General features: G+C 35.7%; 17 protein-coding genes. 7 read left to right on the top strand and 10 right to left on the bottom strand.

Annotated features, from left to right (window positions below):
* Nucleotides 1–135 precede the first annotated feature (135 nt).
* Together MKS83_RS00445 and MKS83_RS00440 are read right to left on the bottom strand one after the other, a co-directional pair.
* Nucleotides 136–1,209 (bottom strand): carbamoyl phosphate synthase small subunit, encoded by a 1,074-nt coding sequence (locus MKS83_RS00445; RefSeq protein WP_240581479.1) that lies wholly within the window; start codon nt 1,207–1,209, stop codon nt 136–138.
* A 139-nt stretch (nt 1,210–1,348) separates the two neighbouring features.
* Nucleotides 1,349–2,239: an aspartate carbamoyltransferase catalytic subunit gene (locus MKS83_RS00440; protein ID WP_240581478.1), complete on the bottom strand. Its 891-nt coding sequence runs from the start codon at nt 2,237–2,239 to the stop codon at nt 1,349–1,351.
* 243 nt (nt 2,240–2,482) lie between these two features.
* On the opposite strand from MKS83_RS00440, the gene MKS83_RS00435 reads away from it, so the two are divergent.
* Nucleotides 2,483–2,944 carry an Lrp/AsnC family transcriptional regulator gene (locus MKS83_RS00435; RefSeq protein ID WP_039365735.1) on the top strand — a complete coding sequence of 154 codons (462 nt, stop codon included), beginning with the start codon at nt 2,483–2,485 and terminating at the stop codon, nt 2,942–2,944.
* 120 nt (nt 2,945–3,064) lie between these two features.
* On the opposite strand, the gene argH is transcribed toward MKS83_RS00435, so the two are convergent.
* The 8 genes from argH to MKS83_RS00395 form a co-directional block, all read right to left on the bottom strand.
* Entirely contained in the window at nt 3,065–4,369 is a 1,305-nt protein-coding gene (gene argH, locus MKS83_RS00430) for an argininosuccinate lyase (protein WP_240581477.1), read from the bottom strand.
* 444 nt (nt 4,370–4,813) lie between these two features.
* Nucleotides 4,814–5,896 (bottom strand): M20 family metallo-hydrolase, encoded by a 1,083-nt coding sequence (locus tag MKS83_RS00425; RefSeq protein ID WP_240581476.1) that lies wholly within the window; start codon nt 5,894–5,896, stop codon nt 4,814–4,816.
* Complete coding sequence (argB, locus tag MKS83_RS00420; RefSeq protein WP_240581475.1) at nt 5,871–6,665, bottom strand: acetylglutamate kinase; 795 nt, start codon at nt 6,663–6,665, stop codon at nt 5,871–5,873. The genes MKS83_RS00425 and argB overlap by 26 nt, the downstream gene beginning before the upstream one ends.
* Nucleotides 6,666–6,721: 56 nt before the next feature.
* Nucleotides 6,722–7,681: an N-acetylornithine carbamoyltransferase gene (locus MKS83_RS00415; protein WP_240581474.1), complete on the bottom strand. Its 960-nt coding sequence runs from the start codon at nt 7,679–7,681 to the stop codon at nt 6,722–6,724.
* Nucleotides 7,682–7,934: 253 nt separating this feature from the next.
* Complete coding sequence (locus MKS83_RS00410; protein ID WP_240581473.1) at nt 7,935–9,074, bottom strand: aspartate aminotransferase family protein; 1,140 nt, start codon at nt 9,072–9,074, stop codon at nt 7,935–7,937.
* A gap of 268 nt (nt 9,075–9,342) precedes the next feature.
* Complete coding sequence (gene argC / locus MKS83_RS00405) at nt 9,343–10,323, bottom strand: N-acetyl-gamma-glutamyl-phosphate reductase (RefSeq protein WP_240581472.1); 981 nt, start codon at nt 10,321–10,323, stop codon at nt 9,343–9,345.
* A 120-nt stretch (nt 10,324–10,443) separates the two neighbouring features.
* The gene (argG, locus tag MKS83_RS00400) at nt 10,444–11,640 is read right to left on the bottom strand and encodes an argininosuccinate synthase (protein ID WP_240581471.1); all 1,197 of its coding nucleotides are present in this window, start codon (nt 11,638–11,640) and stop codon (nt 10,444–10,446) included.
* Nucleotides 11,612–12,301 carry a GNAT family N-acetyltransferase gene (locus MKS83_RS00395; protein WP_240581470.1) on the bottom strand — a complete coding sequence of 230 codons (690 nt, stop codon included), beginning with the start codon at nt 12,299–12,301 and terminating at the stop codon, nt 11,612–11,614. Before MKS83_RS00395 ends, argG begins: the two co-directional genes overlap by 29 nt.
* A 160-nt stretch (nt 12,302–12,461) precedes the next feature.
* Here MKS83_RS00395 and MKS83_RS00390 point away from each other — a divergent pair, with 160 nt between their 5' ends.
* The 6 genes from MKS83_RS00390 to MKS83_RS00365 all read left to right on the top strand — a co-directional run bounded on the left by MKS83_RS00390 (nt 12,462) and on the right by MKS83_RS00365 (nt 19,482).
* Nucleotides 12,462–12,878, top strand: coding sequence for a terminase gpP N-terminus-related DNA-binding protein (locus MKS83_RS00390; protein WP_240581469.1), 417 nt, complete (start codon nt 12,462–12,464; stop codon nt 12,876–12,878).
* A 193-nt stretch (nt 12,879–13,071) separates the two neighbouring features.
* A complete protein-coding gene (locus MKS83_RS00385; protein WP_240581468.1) occupies nt 13,072–14,451 on the top strand; it encodes a porin in 1,380 nt (459 codons plus the stop codon).
* A 235-nt stretch (nt 14,452–14,686) separates the two neighbouring features.
* Nucleotides 14,687–16,267: an MFS transporter gene (locus MKS83_RS00380; protein WP_240581467.1), complete on the top strand. Its 1,581-nt coding sequence runs from the start codon at nt 14,687–14,689 to the stop codon at nt 16,265–16,267.
* A gap of 43 nt (nt 16,268–16,310) precedes the next feature.
* A complete protein-coding gene (locus MKS83_RS00375) occupies nt 16,311–16,538 on the top strand; it encodes a DUF6814 family protein (RefSeq protein WP_240581466.1) in 228 nt (75 codons plus the stop codon).
* Nucleotides 16,539–16,598: 60 nt separating this feature from the next.
* A complete protein-coding gene (locus MKS83_RS00370) occupies nt 16,599–16,793 on the top strand; it encodes a hypothetical protein (RefSeq protein WP_240581465.1) in 195 nt (64 codons plus the stop codon).
* Entirely contained in the window at nt 16,786–19,482 is a 2,697-nt protein-coding gene (locus tag MKS83_RS00365) for an ATP-binding protein (protein ID WP_410679633.1), read from the top strand. Before MKS83_RS00370 ends, MKS83_RS00365 begins: the two co-directional genes overlap by 8 nt.
* Nucleotide 19,483: the final 1 nt, after the last annotated feature.

Raw genomic sequence — 19,483 nt, 5'->3', positions numbered from 1 at the left:
TTAGACTTTTAGCACTGTTTTTATTTAGATTTAATTTTTTACACATTGTCATTCCGAGGAATCGAGGAATCTATATTTCGTTATTTAGATTCTTCACTGCGCTTTCGCTTCATTCAGAATGACAAACTGAGTGTTTTACTTTTTGAAGTTTTCCATTAATTCAATGAACTCATCAAATAAGTAGTTTGCATCTTCCGGGCCTGGACTTGCTTCCGGGTGATACTGAACTGAGAAACAAGGGTGAATTTTGTGTTTCAGACCTTCGTTTGTTCTGTCGTTCAATGCGATGTGTGTTTCAATTAAGTCTGTTCCTTTCAAGCTTTCCTGGTCAACAGCATAACCGTGGTTTTGGGAAGTAATTGCCACTTTGTTTTTCTCTAAATCCAATACAGGGTGATTTCCTCCTCTGTGTCCGAATTTTAATTTGAAAGTTTTTGCTCCACAAGCCAGACCGATCAATTGGTGTCCTAAACAGATTCCGAAAATTGGAACTTTTCCTAAGATTCCGTTAATCATTTCAAGAGCTTGTTGGTTATCTTCTGGATCTCCAGGACCGTTTGACAACATTACTCCATCTGGATTCATCAGCAAAATTTCTTCAGCTGTTACATCCTGGGAAACTACTGTGATATCGCAGTTTCTTTGAGACAATTCTCTGATAATTCCTAATTTAGAACCAAAATCTACCAACACTACTTTCAACCCTCTTCCAGGATTTGCGTAAGGTGTTTTTGTAGAAACCTGCTCCACCTGGTTTGTTGGGAAATTGGTTGATTTTAATTCTGAAACTACTGTGCTTTCATCAGCATCAGCGTTTACAATTTTCCCTTTCACAACTCCGTGGTTACGAAGAATTCTTGTCAGTCTTCTGGTATCGATTCCTGAAATTCCTGAAAGGTTTTTCTTTTTAAACAGTTCATCTAAAGTAATCTGAGTACGGAAATTCGAAGGAAAATCGCAAAGTTCTTTTACGATAAGCCCTTTGATAGCCGGCTCGATACTCTCATAATCATCTCTATTAATCCCATAGTTTCCGATTAATGGATAGGTCATACACACAATCTGACCGCAATAAGACGGGTCAGAAATCAGTTCCTGATACCCTGTCATTCCGGTATTGAAAACTACTTCTCCTGCAGTTTCCAATTCTGTTCCGAAACCTTCTCCATGAAACACTTCACCGGACTCCAGTATTAATTTTTTCTTCATTTTAAACTTTTATCTCTTTATTTTATTTTCTATTTATTTAAACCACCCCGCCAAAAATTCCAAGAATTTTTACCACCCCTCCTCTGGAGGGGAATTTGAGTGCATTTTTTCTTTTTACTTTTATCTTTTTACTTGGCTCTTATTTAAAAGTATACCCTTCTTTCTCTAAGGCTTCTTTTAAAATTGCCATTCTTGCGAAAACACCGTTTTGCATTTGCTTGAATACTCTTGAGCGTTCACATTCTACCAGGTCTGTATCAATCTCCACTCCCCTGTTGATTGGGGCAGGATGCATGATAATGGCTTCTTTTTTCATGGCTTTTTCTCTTTCTTTCGTCAGACCGTATTTTCTATGGTATTCCGAAGCGGAGAAGCTCATTTTTGCATCATGCCTTTCGTGTTGAATTCTTAACAACATTAAAACATCAACCTCAGCAATTAACTCATCAACACTTAAGTATGTACCATTGATTAAAGCGCCTTCATCAAACCATTGTTCTGGTCCTGAGAAATATACTTTTGCACCTAATCTTCTCAAAGCTTCCGCGTTTGAGTTAGCCACTCTGCTGTGTTTTACATCTCCTACAATTCCCACTTTTAAGCCTTCAAATTTTCCAAATTCCTGATAGATTGTCATTAAATCCAGCATACATTGGGACGGATGGTTTCCTGTTCCGTCTCCTCCGTTGATTACAGGGATTTTTATATTTTTTAATTCATCAAAATATCTGTCTTTCTTATCCCTGATTACCACAAGATTCACCCCAAGACTTTCAATGGTTTTTACCGTATCATAAAGGCTTTCCCCTTTGTTTACAGAACTGTGAGACGCATCGAAAGGAACAACCTGTAATCCTAATTTTCTTTCAGCAATATCAAAACTTGTTTTTGTTCTGGTACTGTCTTCAAAGAAAAGATTTGAGCAAAAAACCTCTCCTTCTATTTTAGTCGTTTTACCATTGGCAAAAGCCAATGCATCTGTGACTATACTATTGATTCTCTCAGTGCTTAGTTCTGTAATTGTAAACATACTCTCTTAATTTTTTCACAAAAAAAAAGCGAAGAAAATATCTTCGCTTACTATAAATAAATATCGTAAAGGACGTTATCGCCCGGTAATTCTAATGATATAAATACTGTCTTATTCATTAGGTGCAAAGATACAACAATTTTACAAACTGACAAAACTAAAATTTGATTTAGATTAAAAAATAGTAATCTCTCGTTATTTTCATTTTTAAATATTATTTTTGTTAGAACTCAACTTTATGATATGGATTTAAAAGACAGAATGATTCTCAGCATAATTCAGGAAGACTCCACTTTATCCGTGAAAGAAATTTCGGAAAAGATAGGTCTTACCTTTACTCCGACGTATGAAAGAATCAAACAGCTGGAGAAAAACGGAATTATTGAAAAATATGTAGGTCTTTTGAATCGTGAAAAACTGGGCTTGAATATTGTTGTGTATTGCAATGTTCGTCTCAAAGAGCAATCTCAGAAAGTTTTAGAAACATTTGAGAAAAACATTGGCAAGCACGATGAAGTTCAGGAGATCATCAGTCTTTCGGGTGAATACGATTATATGTTAAAAATCATTGCAAAAGATATCAATTCTTATAATGAATTTGCCGTCAATGTGATTTCAAATATTCCTAATATCGGGCAGTACCATAGTTCTATCGTGCTTCACGAGGTGAAAAAGTCTACTAAATTTAAGATTGATTTGGATTGAAAATGAATTATTGAACTATTAAGCTTTAATCAAGGGGTTAAGTTAATTGAGAAAATTTGGCATTGTTAAAAAACTTAATGCCCTAAACTTCTTAATTAAAGCTTAATGGTTCAAAATAAATCAACCCAATAACTTATTCTTCAGTTTATTAAACTGATACTCTATCTTATCCAGACACAAATTCCCAATACTTCCCTGATGGGTATGATTCAGATTTCCAATTTCAAAATCAAACTCATTGTTTTCGATCTTCTGCCCTACTTTTATATAAGCATCACGGAATGAACTTCCGTTTTTCACTTCTTCATTAATTTTCTCTACGCTGAAAAGATATTTGTACTTTTCATCTTCAAGAATTCCATCTTTCACCTGAATATTGGGTAACGTATAATTTAAAATCTCCAGACATTCCTTTAATGAATCAATGGCAGGAAAAAGAATTTCCTTTGTCAATTGCATATCCCGGTGATAGCCTGAAGGAAGATTATTGGTCAATAAAATAAACTCATTCGGCAAAGCCTGGATTCTGTTACAACGCGCACGAACCAATTCGAAAATATCCGGATTTTTCTTGTGGGGCATAATGCTGCTTCCCGTTGTGAATTCTTTAGGAAAACGGATAAAATCAAAATTCTGACTTAAATACAGACAAACGTCATAAGCAAACTTTCCTAATGTTCCCGCCAATGTTGCCATTGCCATCGATAACATTTTCTCTGATTTTCCACGCGTCATTTGAGCATAAACAGAATTATAATTCATCGACTGAAATCCTAAATTATACGTCGTACTCTCACGGTCAATTGGGAAAGATGAACCATAACCAGCTGCAGAACCTAATGGATTTTTATTAATGATATTTTTAACCGAAAACAATAGTTCAACATCATCCAATAATGCTTCTGCATAGGCTCCAAACCACAACCCAAACGATGAAGGCATTGCAATCTGTAAATGGGTATATCCCGGAAGCAAAACATTTTTGTGCTGTTCTGCCAGTTTGATTAATATCTGAAAAAATTCGTCTGTTAATGCTGTAATTTCACGGATTTCATCTAATAAATACAATTTTATATCCAATAAAACCTGATCATTTCGAGATCTTGCCGTATGGATTTTTTTTCCAATGTCTCCTAATTTTTCAATTAAAATAGATTCCACCTGCGAATGAATATCTTCCGCATTTTTATCAATTTCAAAAGTTCCGTTCTCTATATCTTCTAAAATACCTGCCAAAACAGACAACATCTGTTCTGACTCTTCAGTGGAAATAATTCCAACTTCTGCCAACATTTTACAGTGTGCCATAGAACCTTTAACGTCATATTTCGCCAAACGCTCATCAAAGTCAAGATCCTTCCCGACTGTAAAGTTATTTACTAATATATTAGTGGCATTATCGTCTTTTTGCCATATTTTTTTCATAAAATTCTTTTTTGTTGGAAGATGGAAGCTGGGTGTTAGAAGTTTACTACCAACTGCTTTATCTTCTTTTTCATTAACTATTAAACACAATTTTGCCATTCCGACGAAGGAGGAATCTATCTTTATATTTAAAAAAGATTCTTCACTCCACTTCGTTTCGTTCTGAATGACAAAGTGAATATTTTTTTTATATTTTCTTTTGTCTTGAAACAAAAGAAACAAAAATTCAAGACTTGGAAACTCCGGCTAAAAATTATTTCTGTTCTCTAAAAATTCTAAAACCTGCGCGAATTCAAAATTTGTTCTTCGGTTCAGAATTCCTCTCGTGCTCAAACAGTGGGAATTTTTTAACGGATTAAGTTTCAATTTTCTTAACGCCTCCGTTTCCTAAGTCGTTATTCGCAGACTTCATAGACATCCATCATCCGCCATCCCGCTTCCAGCCTATAAAACTTTCTCTAAAATCTTAATGTAGATCTCAATTCCCTCCGCAATTTCTTCGATGAAAATAAATTCATCCGCAGTATGAGAGCGCCTACTGTCGCCAGGCCCTAGCTTTACAGAGGTACAAGGAATGATTGCCTGATCAGATGAAGTTGGGGAGCCATACGTTGTCCTGCCAATTTCCAAACCTGCTTGAACAAACGGATGATCCATTTCTATTTTTGAAGAATTTAACCTGAAAGACCTCGCTGTCAACATTGATTTCATCTGCGACTGAATGATTTCAAATGCTTCATTATTGGAATATTCATCGGTAACTCGTACATCCAAAGTGAAAGTACAAGATTCCGGAACCACATTATGCTGAACTCCGGCGTGAATCCCTGACAGCGTTACCTTTACCTCACCCAAATAATCCGAAACTTTTGGAAATTTGAAGTTCAGAATATTTTGAAGATCTTCCATACATTTTACAATCGAGTTATCATCATTCGGATGAGCAGCATGAGAAGGAGTTCCTTTCATTTCCCCGTCAATAACCAAAAGTCCTTTTTCCGCAATCGCCAAATTCATCTGCGTTGGTTCTCCCACAATAGCAAGCTCTACATTCGGAAGCTGCGGAAATAAAGCTTCGATCCCGTCAAACCCTGAAATCTCCTCCTCGGCCGTCAAAGCAATAACTAAATTATATTGTAAATCTTCTTTATCATAAAAATGTAAAAAAACCTGCGCCATCGAAACTAAAGAAGCTCCCGCATCGTTACTTCCCAATCCGAATAATTTTCCGTCTTTTTCAATCGGTAAAAACGGATCCAACGTATACGCTTTATTCGGTTTTACGGTATCATGATGTGTATTCAGCAAAATTGACGGCTTGAAAACATCAAAATTTTTATTCACTGCCCAGATATTATTTTTAAATCGTTTTGTCGGAATCTGATGTTTTTTGAAAAAATTTTCAATTTCCACCGACGTATTAAATTCATCTTTGCTGAATGACGGAATTTCAATCAGTTTTTTCAACAATTCTACTGCGTTATTCAGTAATTCTTCTTTACTATAAACAGATTTCAGTTCCTTCATGATGGTTTTCTATATGGTTTTTAAGTTCGGTTTCTTTGATTAAGAATACCTTATTTACATTATTTTTTACTGCTTCAAGAGCATTTTCCAGTTTGGGAAGGATTCCTTTGTGAAGTTTACCTTCATCTTTTAAGATTGAAAATTCTTCTTCTGAAATATTTTTGATCGTAGATTCCGGATTGTTTACGTCTTCCAAAACACCATCTTTATCAAAGCAATACAATAATTCCACATCATATTTTATTGATAATGCCTGCGCAATTACCGAAGCAATCGTATCTGCATTGGTATTGAAAAGATGTCCTTTTTTATCGTGAGTGATCGCTGAAAACACAGGAACCAATTCCAGTTTAAGCAACTTTGAAATCAATTTCTTATTCACGCTTTTTTCAGTAATGTCGCCCACGAATCCGAAATCGATTCCTTCGTGTTCTCTTTTTTTAGCTTTAATTAAATTAGCATCTGCGCCGGAAAAACCTATTGCTTTACACTTCTTCTGCTGAAGCTTGGCTACAATATTTTTATTGATTCCTCCTGCATACACCATCGCTACAATATCCAGGGTATCTTTATCTGTTATTCTCCGTCCGTTTATCAGCTTCTGTTCAATTCCCAGCTTATCAGCCAGAGTTGTCGCCAGTTTTCCGCCTCCATGAACGAGGATTTTCTTTTCCTGAATTTCGGCAAACTGCTCTAAGAATTGTTCTAATAATTCCTCATCATCAATTAATGCGCCGCCAATTTTTATGATGTATAATTTTTCTTTCATTTTATACATTTTTATTATTAAACCTCATAGGTTTTTGAAACCTATGAGGTTTGATTTTATTTAGAATTCAATTCATCCAAGATTTCAGAGAAAACCGCCTGAGCCGAGAAAATTCGGTTTTTTGCCTGCTGATAAATGATCGAATTTTCACCATCCATCACCTCATCGCTCAACTCTACATTTCGACGAACCGGAAGACAGTGCATTACTTTTGCATTATTGGTATTTTCCAACTTTTCATTTGTTAACATCCAGTTTTCTTTCACTTCCGGCATTGCTGCATACTCATCAAAAGACGACCAATTCTTCACATAGATAAAATCTGCACCTTTCAACGCTTCATCCTGATCATGGATTACTTGCACATCTTTTGTGAATTTTTTATCCAAATCATACCCTTCAGGATTGGCGATGACAAAATCCACATCCATTTCTTGCATCCATTCTGCAAAAGAATTTCCTACTGCATGAGCAATCGGTTTGATGTGAGGCGCCCAGGTTAAAACCACTTTCGGCTTACGCTCTTCTTTCCAGTTTTCTGTAATTGTAATGCAGTCTGCCAAACTTTGCAAAGGGTGACGCGTTGCAGATTCTAAAGAAATAACCGGAACTTTGGCATGTTGCTCGAACTGGCTTAAAATACTTTCATTCACATCATCGTCTTTGCTTTTCATTCCTGCAAAACAACGAACCGCAATGATGTCACAATATTGATTCAATACCTCAATCGCGTCTTTAATATGCTCAACCGTATCGCCATTCATTACGGCACCATCTGCAAATTCCAAGTTCCATGCTTCCTGAGCAGCGTTTAACGTTAACACATTTAAGCCCAAATTCTGCGCTGCAATCTGGCTACTTAAACGGGTTCTCAAACTTGAATTTAAAAATACAAGTCCAATAGTTTTCCCGTATCCTTTCTCGGTTTCCGAAAGAGGATTTTCTTTAATTTGTAAAGCTTTTTTTATAATTTCCTGTAAGTTTTCAACATCACTTACAGAGGTGAATTTTTTCATTTTGAATTGATTTTAAAGATTTTTATCTTACATATTTGATTGAGTTTTAACGCTATGATCGCGAAGTTTTTAAAAAAAAATTAAAATATTTTCGTTCGCAAGGGCGTTTCACTCAGCTAATGATAGTTGTGTTTGTCATTCTGACGAAGGAAGAATCTCAACTTTATTTTTAGAGATTCCTCACTCCACTTCTGAACTACGTTCGTAAACCTTCAGTTTATATTCAGCATGACAGACCACATAATTTCACAGATTAGATATCTTCCAATACTTCTTTCAAAGCATTTATGAATACATCAGTTTCTTCTTTTTTAATGTTAAGCGCCGGAAGAATTCTCAACACAGCCTTATCATTAGAGTTTCCTGTGAAAATATGATGATCGTACAACAGTTTATTTCTCACTTCTGAGCAATCCCTGTCGAGTTCTATCCCAATCATCAAACCTTTCCTTCGGATGGTTTTAATATGTGGAAAATCTTTAATTTCATTTTCAATATAAGCGCCCATTTCCTGAGCATTTTCGATGAGATTTTCATCTTTCATCACGTCTAATACAGCAATCGCCGCAACACAAGCCAAATGATTTCCTCCGAAAGTTGTTCCCAGTAAACCGTTGCTTGCCTGAAATTTCGGATGAATCAGAACACCGCCGATCGGGAAACCATTTCCCATTCCTTTAGCTGTGGTGATGATATCGGCTTCAATTTCAAACTCCTGGTGAGCGAAGAAATATCCGCTTCTTCCGTATCCTGACTGAACTTCATCCAAAATCAAAACAACATCATGTTTTTCACACAGTTCTTTGATTTTCGTTATAAATTCAAGTGTTGGAATCATAATTCCGCCAACTCCCTGAATTCCTTCGATAATAACAGACGAGATTTCACTTCCTTGTTTTTCGAAAACTTCCTCAAGCTGTTCAATATTATTCCATTCAGACTTAATAAATCTTTCAGCATAATTTACCGGAGCAACAATTTTGGGATTATCCGTCACAGAAACTGCTGCTGAAGTTCTTCCGTGGAATGAACCAGAAAAGTAAAGCACCTTATTTTTTCCGTTGTGAAAAGACGCCAATTTTAAAGCATTTTCATTTGCTTCAGCTCCTGAATTACACAAAAACAGATTGTAATCTTCCAAGCCTGAAAGCTTTCCTAATTTTTCAGCCAATTCAGTTTGTAATTCATTCTGAACTGAGTTTGAATAAAAAGAAATTTTATCTAATTGTTTTTTTAATTGATTTTGATAATGCGGATGATTGTGCCCGATAGAAATCACTGCATGACCTCCATAAAAATCAAGATATTTTTTTCCTTTATCATCCCAAAGAAATGATCCCTGAGCTTTAATTGGATTGATGTTGAATAATGGATATACGTTGAATAAATTCATTTTTTTGTTTTTTATATTTTTCTTTTGTCTTGAAACAAAAGAAACAAAAATTCAAGACTTGGAAACTTTCGCTAAAAATTTAAATTGAATCCTAAAATTCCCAAAACTCGCACGAATTAAAGATTTGTCTTCGGCTGAAAATTTGCCTCGTGCTCAAACAGTGGGAATTTTTTAACGGATTAAATTTCAATTTTCTTAACGCTCCATTTTCCTAGATCGGTTTTAATTTGAGTTTTAAAATTAACGATTGACTATTTGACAATTGACATTAAAAAGCAATCGGTTTTAAATTCAATCCTGAATTTTCTTCCCAACCCATTGCAATATTCATATTTTGAACAGCCTGTCCGGAAGCTCCTTTCAACAAATTGTCAATCGCTGAGTGAATAACCGCAACATTTCCACTCTTTTCTATATGAATCACACAGCGATTCGTGTTGACAACCTGCTTTAGATCAATTGCTTTTTCGCTTACCTTTACAAAAGGCTCATCTGCATAAAAATCCTTAAACAATTGCTCAATATCTGAAAGTTCTAAATCTGTTTTCACCGTGGAACTTGTAAAAATTCCTCTCGCAAAATCTCCCCTCCATGGAACAAAATTCAGACTGATTTCATTCGTATTAAAAGAAACTAACTTCTGTAAAATCTCATCCACATGCTGATGTGTCAAAGTTTTATACGCTGAAATATTATCATTCCTCCAGGTAAAATGTGTTGTCGCCTGCAAAGACTGACCTGCACCTGTAGAACCTGTAATTCCTGTTGTATACACTTCATTCAACAAACCTTTTTGAGCAAGCGGAAGCAAAGCCAGTTGAATTGCAGTTGCAAAACATCCCGGATTCGCAATGCTTTTTGCTCCTGAAAGTTGATTTTTGTTGATTTCAGGCAAACCATAGATAAAATTTCTGTTTGCAAAATTTCCATCCAAACGAAAATCATTTCCTAAATCAATGACCAACGTTGAATCTTTTACAGGATTTTGAGTCAGCCAATTCTGACTTTCTTTGTGGGGAAGACATAAAAATAAAATGTCTACTTCCTCAGGCTTATCTGTTAAAACCATTTCACAAACCGTCGTTAAATCCGGGTACAAATCTGAAATCTTTGTGCCCGAATTCGAACGACTATATAAAAAACTCAAAGACACATAAGGATGAAAAGCCAGCAGACGGACCAATTCGCTTCCCGTGTAACCGTTGGCGCCGATGATTCCTGCTGTTTTTATTTCTTTTTGATTAATCATATTCATTATTTCAAAAATTGATGTTGTCATTCTGACGAAGGAAGAATCTCCTTTATTTTTAGAGATTCTTCACTCCACTTCGTTTCGTTCAGAATGACAATCTTAGTCCCTTTCTTTAAATCAATTTATATTTTGATTAATCTGATGATATATGTTTAAAGAATTGCTTACAATTTTCGTGTACCCTTTCACATCATCGCCTGTCCAAGCTCTGTTTGCTTCTCCATAACTTCCGAATTTATCAGACATTAAATCATGTTCAGATTCAATTCCATTTAAAATAAATCTGTAGGGATGAAGGGTTACAAAAACTTTTCCACTGACTGTTTTTTGAGAATCTACCAAGAAAGACTCGATATTTCTCATCACAGGGTCCAAAAAAAGTGCTTCGTGAAGCCAGTTTCCATACCAATCGGATAATTGGGACTTCATCATCTGCTGATATTTTGAAAGCGTATGTTTTTCCAATAAATGGTGCGCTTTGATAATTACAGATGCCGCAGCCGCTTCAAAACCAACTCTTCCTTTAATCCCTACAATCGTATCTCCAACGTGAATATCACGACCTATTCCATAAGCCGAAGCCAATTCTTCAATCTTTTGGATTGCATATACCGAATGTTCAAAATTTTCGCCATTCACTGCTACAACTTCACCATTTTTAAACTCAATTTCCAGTTCAGAAGGCTGAGTTTCTTTAATTTGAGAAGGAAAAGCTTCTTCAGGTAAGTAATTTCTTGACGTCAACGTTTCTTTCCCACCAACAGAAGTCCCCCAAAGTCCTTTATTCACAGAATATTGTGCTTTTTGGAATTCCATTTCGTAACCGTGATTTTTTAAAAACTCAATTTCTTCTTCACGAGACAAGGCCATATCACGAATCGGCGTGATGATTTCCACATTCGGACACATTACCTGGAAAATCAAGTCGAAACGAACCTGGTCATTTCCCGCTCCCGTACTCCCGTGAGCGATAGCATCAGCTCCGACTTCAATCGCGAATTTTGCAATTTCCTGCGCCTGAATGGTACGTTCCGCGCTTACAGACAAAGGATAAGTATTGTTTTTCAACACATTTCCAAAAATCAAATACTTTACGCAAGAATTGTAATAATCCTCCTGAGCATCTACGCACCTGTACTCTTTTACCCCAAGATTTAAGGCTTTTTTCTCCAGTTCTTTCTCTTCTTCTTTAGAAAAACCTCCGGTATTTACAGTAACTGCATACACATCATACCCCAGTGTCTCACTAAGATATTTAGCACAGTAAGAGGTATCCAAACCTCCGCTAAACGCTAAGATGACTTTCTTTTTCATCTGGACTCTTTTTATTGTTTTTAATGGTCATCTGGAATTCGCCAAGAGAATTTTGTACAGGGTACTCAATATCGGATTGGCTCATTTCATTGCTATATTTAATTTCCGGCTGCGTATGGGCAGCTCCATTTTTTGTTATATTCTCAGGAACGAAAAGCATGGCCGTACACAGACAGTTTTTACGTTCTTTTTTCATTAAAATTTCATAATTCACACAGTTTTTACAGCCGTTCCAGAACTCTTCATCCTGAGTTAGCTCAGAATAAATTACCGGTTTGTAGCCTAAATCACTGTTAATTTTCATCACGGCAAGACCTGTCGTAAGACCGAAAACCTTAGCATTCGGATATTTATCTCTAGATAATTGGAAAACTTTATTCTTGATTAAAGTTGCAGCCCCCCTTTCCCTGAATTTAGGAGAAACAATCAACCCAGAGTTAGCCACAAACTGACCATGCGACCAGGTTTCTATATAGCAGAAACCTACCCACTCCCCGTTTTCAGTAGCCACCACAGCATTGCCTTCTGAAATCTTCTTACTTAAATATTCTATGGAACGTTTGGCAATACCCGTCCCTCTACGCTGTGCAGAATCGTACATTTCCTGCTGTATTTCACTCACATACATCAGATGTATGGATGAGGAAATTTCTATTTCCATTTATTTATCTAAATTTTTTGGCAAATTTAAAATATAATTTCTTTTAAAACCAAATAAAAAAGATAATTTTATTGAATTAATTTAATATACAGGTAATTTTATCTTTACGTTAAATTAATATTTTGCTAAATTATTATATATTTGCTAAAAAGATATAGTTATGGAAAATCAATGTCCAAAATGTAACGGCACTAAGGTTGTAAAAAGCGGAATCTTGAATGAAAAACAACGCTTCCTTTGTAAAGATTGCAATTACTATTTTACCGTAAAAAAATTAGGAAAACAAATTGATGATTACTATGTAACAAAAGCTTTACAACTATATCTTGAAGGTTTAAGCTTTCGTGAAATCGAAAGAATTATTGGTGTTTCTCATGTTACGATCAGTTCTTGGATCAAGAAGTATAATATTACAAAACCTCCCCATTCAGAATTCCATCCGGTGTATAAAATTCTAAAGCAAAATGAACTGATTGAATATATGAGCAAAGAAGAAAACCTTAAAAATTCAGGATTAATCATTACTCAATTTGCTGATAAATATATGCTGATAAAATGGGAAAGATTTAAAAAATAATTTTCATAGTGAATTGTCAATAAGTTAATTGTGAATCTGAAAAATGATATTATATAACTATATACTTTAAACTAAAATATAGAATATTAAAAATTAACTATATCATTACCAATAATATATATTAAATTTCTTCAAACAAATTATTAATTACAATTTGGTATTCATAAAAAACAATACCAAAAATTGATAATTTATGAAGAAATTACTCACTTTTATTGGATTGGCTTTAATCAGCAATTCTTTATATTCTCAAGGTTCGCCTGATTATGGAAATGGACTGAAAGTTAACTTAAATCAACAAGGTGATAAGTATGTCAGATTTATTTTGTGGGACCAATTTTGGTTAAGAAACACCCAAATGAACCCAGGAAGTATGGTTGGCGGAGAACCTACCGACAATTCCTGGAGCCTGGGAAACAGACGATTACGTGCTTTAGCATATGCCCAAATTTCCAAAAGATATATGATTTTAGCACATTTTGGGATTAATAATCAGACATTTATCAACGGAGGTGGTTCGGGAACTTCAGGAACGGGAGGCTATGGAAACGGAAAAAAGCCACAGATGTTTTTTCATGATGCCTGGAACGAATATGCAGTTATTTTACCTGGTGAAGCGGGCAAATTCAGTTTATCTTTAGGTGCGGGGTTGCATTATTACATGGGACTTTCCCGAATGACAATGGCTTCAACATTGAATTTCCTAACAGTTGACTCCCCTATTTTTACATGGCCTTTAATTGATAATTCCGATCAGTTCGCCAGACAACTGGGAATGTTTGCAAAAGGAAAATATGGAAAATTGGAATATCGTTTTAGCCTAAATAAGCCTTTTGCGACAGATTTAACCCCAACAAATGTAACAGATCCGGCAAAAGCAGTGGCTGTCGACAACAATGGAAATCCTAACTTTTCTAAAGCTGGTTATGTAGAATATCAATTTTTGGATGAAGAATCAAATTTATTACCTTTCAAAGTAGGTTCTTACTTGGGAACAAAAAAAGTTTTCAATGTGGGCGCAGGTTTTTATCATCAAAAAGACGGCACGAGAACTTCCGTGAATTCAACTATTGAAAAGCATGACATTACCCTCATTGCAGTGGATGCTTTTGCCGATATTCCATTAGGAAATGCTAAAAATAAAATGGCTGTTTCTGCTTATGCAGGATATTACAATTATCAATTCGGTCCCAATTATATCCGAAATTTAGGCATCATGAATATTGCTTCCGCAGATCCGAATTTTATCGGGGATAAAGCGATTGCAGGACCGGGAAATCTACAACCGACCATCGGAACAGGTAATATTATCTACGCACAGGCTGGTTTGCTCTTGCCAAGTCAGGCAGAAAAACCTAAAATCAGGATTCAGCCTTTTGCAGCTTTTACCCATAAAAGCTTCGAAGCATTTGATAAATCTTCATCACAAGTCGATATCGGTGCCAATTGGTTTATAGATGGTCATCATGCAAAAATAACAACCCAATATTCTACAAGACCAACTTATACAAGCCCTACGGAAAGCCCAAAGTCTAAAGGAGAATTCATTATGCAATTCCAAATTTACCTATAAAACTATTAATTTTTTAACCACAAAAGATACAAAAGACACCCTACCGTTTAGAAAAGCAAAGTTCACAAAAGAATAAAAATCAAAGATTTTTTAAACTTATACCCTCTGATTTGAAGTCTAGCCGTAAACTTAAAATAAATAATGTATTAATCTTTTGACTCTTTTGTGGTTAAGTAAAAAATAAGCTTTAAGAAAACTCAATATCAATTTAAACTAACATCAAAATTTAAGCAATATGAGCGAACATCATCACGACGCCTATGAAAATATGACCGACAAGCAAAAAAACCGCACCATCTGGAGTGTAATCACTGCCTCATCACTCGGCACATTGATAGAATGGTACGACTTTTATATCTTCGGAAGTCTGGCTGTGGTTTTAGCAACGAAATTTTTCCCGGCGGATAATCCTACCGCAGCATTTTTATCTACGCTTGCGACTTTCGCAGCAGGATTTGTGGTAAGACCTTTCGGAGCTTTGTTCTTCGGAAGATTAGGAGATCTTATCGGAAGAAAATATACCTTTTTGGTAACTTTATTAATTATGGGATTCTCGACATTCCTTATCGGATGTATCCCGAGCTATGAAACCATTGGATTTATGGCGCCTGTTTTAGTTTTAATTCTAAGATTATTGCAAGGTTTAGCTCTAGGTGGAGAATACGGAGGTGCAGCAACTTATGTCGCAGAATACGCACAACCCGGAAGAAGAGGTTACTGGACTTCATGGATTCAGACAACTGCAACGGCGGGGCTTTTCATTTCATTAATTGTTATTTTGGTAACAAAAACAACACTTTCCGCAGAAGAATTTGATGGTTGGGGTTGGAGAATTCCTTTCTGGATTTCCATTTTAATGGTAGGAGTTTCCTATATTATCAGAAGAAACATGAAAGAATCTCCACTTTTTGCCAAGGCTAAAAGTGAAGGTAAAACTTCAAAAAATCCCTTAAAAGAAAGTTTTGGACATAAATTAAACTTCAAATTTGTCTTATTGGCATTATTCGGAGCCGCGATGGGACAAGGGGTAATCTGGTACACCGGACAATTTTACGCAATGAGTTTCCTTCAAAAGGTGATGAATGTAGAATCCGCGCAAGTCGACTCATTAATGGCAACGGCTTTATTTTTAGGAACGCCTTTCTTTGTTTTCTTTGGGTGGCTCTCGGATAAAATTGGTCGAAAAGCGGTGATGATGACCGGAATGCTGATTGCAATTTTAACGTACAGACCGATTTATGATTCCATGTTTAAAAGCATTAATCTTGAAAACAAAACCGTAGCAGCTAACGGAATTACAGAAAAAAGAACAGCTAAAATCCATGATAAAATCGCAACTGACAGCCTGGTGAGTTTTCATAAAGAGACACTTTACACGGACGGAACTTTAATTAAAAAAGACAGTGTTGTACACTGGTCACCAAGCGGACCTGTCATGAAAGACGGAAAAGCGGAAGAGCCGAAAGTTTCCCAAAGCATCAAATTAGCGGATAATACCAAATGGTATCTGGTATTTTTAGTATTCATTCAAGTAATTTTTGTAACGATGGTTTACGGTCCTATTGCGGCATTCCTAGTTGAAATGTTCCCGGTTAGAATCCGTTATACGTCAATGTCTCTGCCGTATCACATTGGAAACGGAGTGTTTGGAGGGTTGCTTCCGGCAGTTGCAACTTACTTAGTCACAACAGGAAAAGAAGCAGGACATGCTACATGGTATCTGGAAGGACTTTGGTATCCTATCGGAGTTGCCGGAGTCTGTTTATTAATCGGATTATTTTATCTTAAAAATAAGAACAATAATATTCACGATTAGATACTGAATCACTCAAATTTTTATTAATTTTAAAACAACGAAAATGAACGGACTAAAAAAAATATTAGGCATAGTTTGGATAGCCATCGCTTTGGTAGTGGGATATTTCGGAATTACAGTGTTGGGAATTCCAAAAATCACCTCGGGGAAACAGGAAGATCTGGTTTTCGGAATCATCATTCTATTCGTTTTGATGCCGATTATCTCGGGCGGAATGGCAATTTTCGGTTATTATGCTTTAACCGGAGAATATTCTGACGACAAAGTTTAAACAATAAGTTAGTGATAATTGGCGGATAGAATCTGTCCGTCAATTATTTTTTTATAGATCATGAAAAAAAGACACGAACAAAAACTAATCATCCTGAGCATAGGACTTCTGATTGCCTTTAGCATTCCTGTTTCATTGTTGTTCAACAGTGAAAGGGAGGTTTTTGGTTATCCAATGATCCTGATTTATATTTTCGCTGTCTGGATAGTTTCCATCATTATTTCTTTTGTAATCGTAAAAAAATATGATGAGTAGTTTCGCGTTATTTACGGCGGTTTTGTTTTACCTAGCCCTTTTGTTCTTAGTCGCTCACTTGGCGGAGAAGAAGAAGAGTAAGCTTTGGATCAACAATCCTTACATTTACGCGCTTTCTCTGGCAGTGTACTGCACAGCCTGGACGTATTACGGAAGCATTGGTGTTGCTGCAACCAGCGGGCTCAATTACCTTCCTATTTACATCGGGCCTATCATTATTATTCCGGCATGGATCTACATTAATACCAGAATTGTACGAATTTCAAGAGTGAATAAAATAAGCAGTTTGGCAGACTTTATTTCATTAAGATATGGTAACAGCAGGAGTTTCAGTGCTATCATTACTATTGTCTGTCTTCTGGCCATTGTTCCTTATATTGGCTTGCAGATCAAAGCCATTTCAGAAACTTTTCATTTGGTAACAGAAACACCGATGTCTAGTGATATTTTAACCGACAACGCTACTTTTGTTGTCATACTGATTGCTTTATTTTCTTCCTATTATGGAACACGTTACGTTGATGCTTCCGAAAAACGCCTAGGAATCATTTCTGCGATTGCTTTAGAAAGCTTTCTAAAGCTGTTCTTCATTATTATTTTAGGATTATTCGTTATTTATTTTGTATTTGACGGATTTTCAGACATCTATCAGAAAGCAAGCCATTTCGAAGATTTTAAAGCAAAAAACACTTTCAACGGAATTGAAGATGCGATGAACTGGATGGTATTATGTATGATTTCAGGAACTGCAATCTGTATTCTTCCGAGACAGTTCCACACTGCAATTGTTGAGAACCGACAGGAAAAACACATCAAAACAGCAATCTGGTTTTTCCCGCTTTATTTATTGATTTTTACTGTTTTTATCTTTCCGATTGCTTGGGGCGGAAGATTAATTTTTGACGGCCAAAAAGTAAATCCGGAGTTCTACTCTATTTTAATCCCTCAACATTTTAACAATACCCTAATTACTGTTTTGGTTTTCCTTGGAGGATTAAGTTCCTGCATCTCAATGATTATTATTTCGGCCATTACTTTGTCCATCATGCTTTCCAACAATTTAATTATTCCTTACGGATTATTAGGAAAGCTTAAATCCGAAAATGAAATTCAGAATACCAAACTCATTACCAACATCAGAAAATTCAGCATTTTTGCACTGATTATCATGGCATTTGCTTTTTATAAATATTTTATTTTAAAAACTTCACTGGATTCGGTTGGATTGATTTCATTTGTTGTGATTGCACAACTGGCTCCTGCATTTTTCGGAGCTATCTTCTGGCGAAGGGGAAGCTATAAAGGTGCAGTGATTGGGTTATTAGCAGGCTTGGCCATTTGTTATTTCGGATTGATTATTCCCCAATATTATTTCTCTTATAACCAGGAATTCAAAGGAGCTTTAAGAGATATGTACAATGCTTTTGATTTCTTTAAAATTTCTTTTTTAGGAAGGATTCCGCAGATTTTCTTTTGGTCAATTTTGGTCAATACCGGTTTATTTGCCATTCTTTCTGTGAGCAGTAAAGGTAACTATCGTGAGCGGAATTTTGCCGAATTGTATGTTGATATTGACAAATATATCCAAAACCATGAAAATGCATTCATTTGGCGAGGAACGGCTTATGTTTCGGACATCAAAAGCATTCTGGAAAGATTTTTAGGCAAAAACAAAACCGAGCAGGCATTAAGAATCTTTAATCTAAAGTACAATATCGATTCTCAGGCAGAAACTGCCGATTCAAGATTTATTAAATTTTCGGAAAACCTTTTAGCAGGACGGATCGGAACGGCTTCTGCGAAAATCTTGATTGAAGGCGTAACGAAAGAAGATAAAATATCTTTAAAAGAAGTCCTAAATATTTTAGAGGAATCCAAAGAAAATATTACCCTCAATAAAAAGCTCACAGAACAGTCCGAAGAACTTCAAAAACTGTCCGACGATTTAAGAAAAGCCAATGAAAGTTTAATCATCAAAGATCATCAGAAAGACGATTTCCTTGACTCTGTTGCCCATGAATTGAGAACTCCGATCACCGCCATTCGATCGGCAGGAGAAATTCTGGCGGATGATGATGATATTCCTTTAGAAATCAAAAAAGAGTTTTTGAATAATATCATCACGGAATCAGACAGGCTGAGCGAAATTATTAATGACATTCTGTATCTGGATAAACTCCAGCATGGTGAAATTGTTTTAAATATTCAAAAAAATAACATTATTGAAAGCTATAAAAAAGCTTTAAACCCGCTTCTTCACTTAATTCAGCAGAAAAACATCCATTTAAGCGAAGTAAATCTTCTCAACAATTTTTTGTTTGAATACGACGAAGCCAGAATGATTCAATTATTTCAGAATATTTTGGGAAATGCTTTAAAATTCACCGATGAACAGGGAACCATACAAACCAAACTGTCTGAAAAGAACAACCAATTAATCATTAAGATTTTCAATACCGGAAAACATATTCCGGAAGAAGATCTGGAAATGATTTTCGATAAATTTTACCAGTCGAAAAATCAGAATATTTTAAAACCGACAGGAAGTGGACTCGGGCTAGCCATTTCTAAAAAAATAGTTCAGGCTCAAGGCGGAACGATAAAAGCAGAAAACAGCGGACTGGGCGTAACTTTTACGATTTCTCTTCCCGAAAAAATAAAGAATAAAAATGAAGTTGAACACAGTTAAA

It is taken from the genome of Chryseobacterium sp. Y16C (assembly GCF_022488405.1).
In the GTDB taxonomy this organism is placed as follows: Bacteria; Bacteroidota; Bacteroidia; order Flavobacteriales; family Weeksellaceae; genus Chryseobacterium; species Chryseobacterium geocarposphaerae.
Note: the sequence above shows the minus strand (reverse complement) of the source record. Positions and strands in the feature narration are given on the sequence as shown.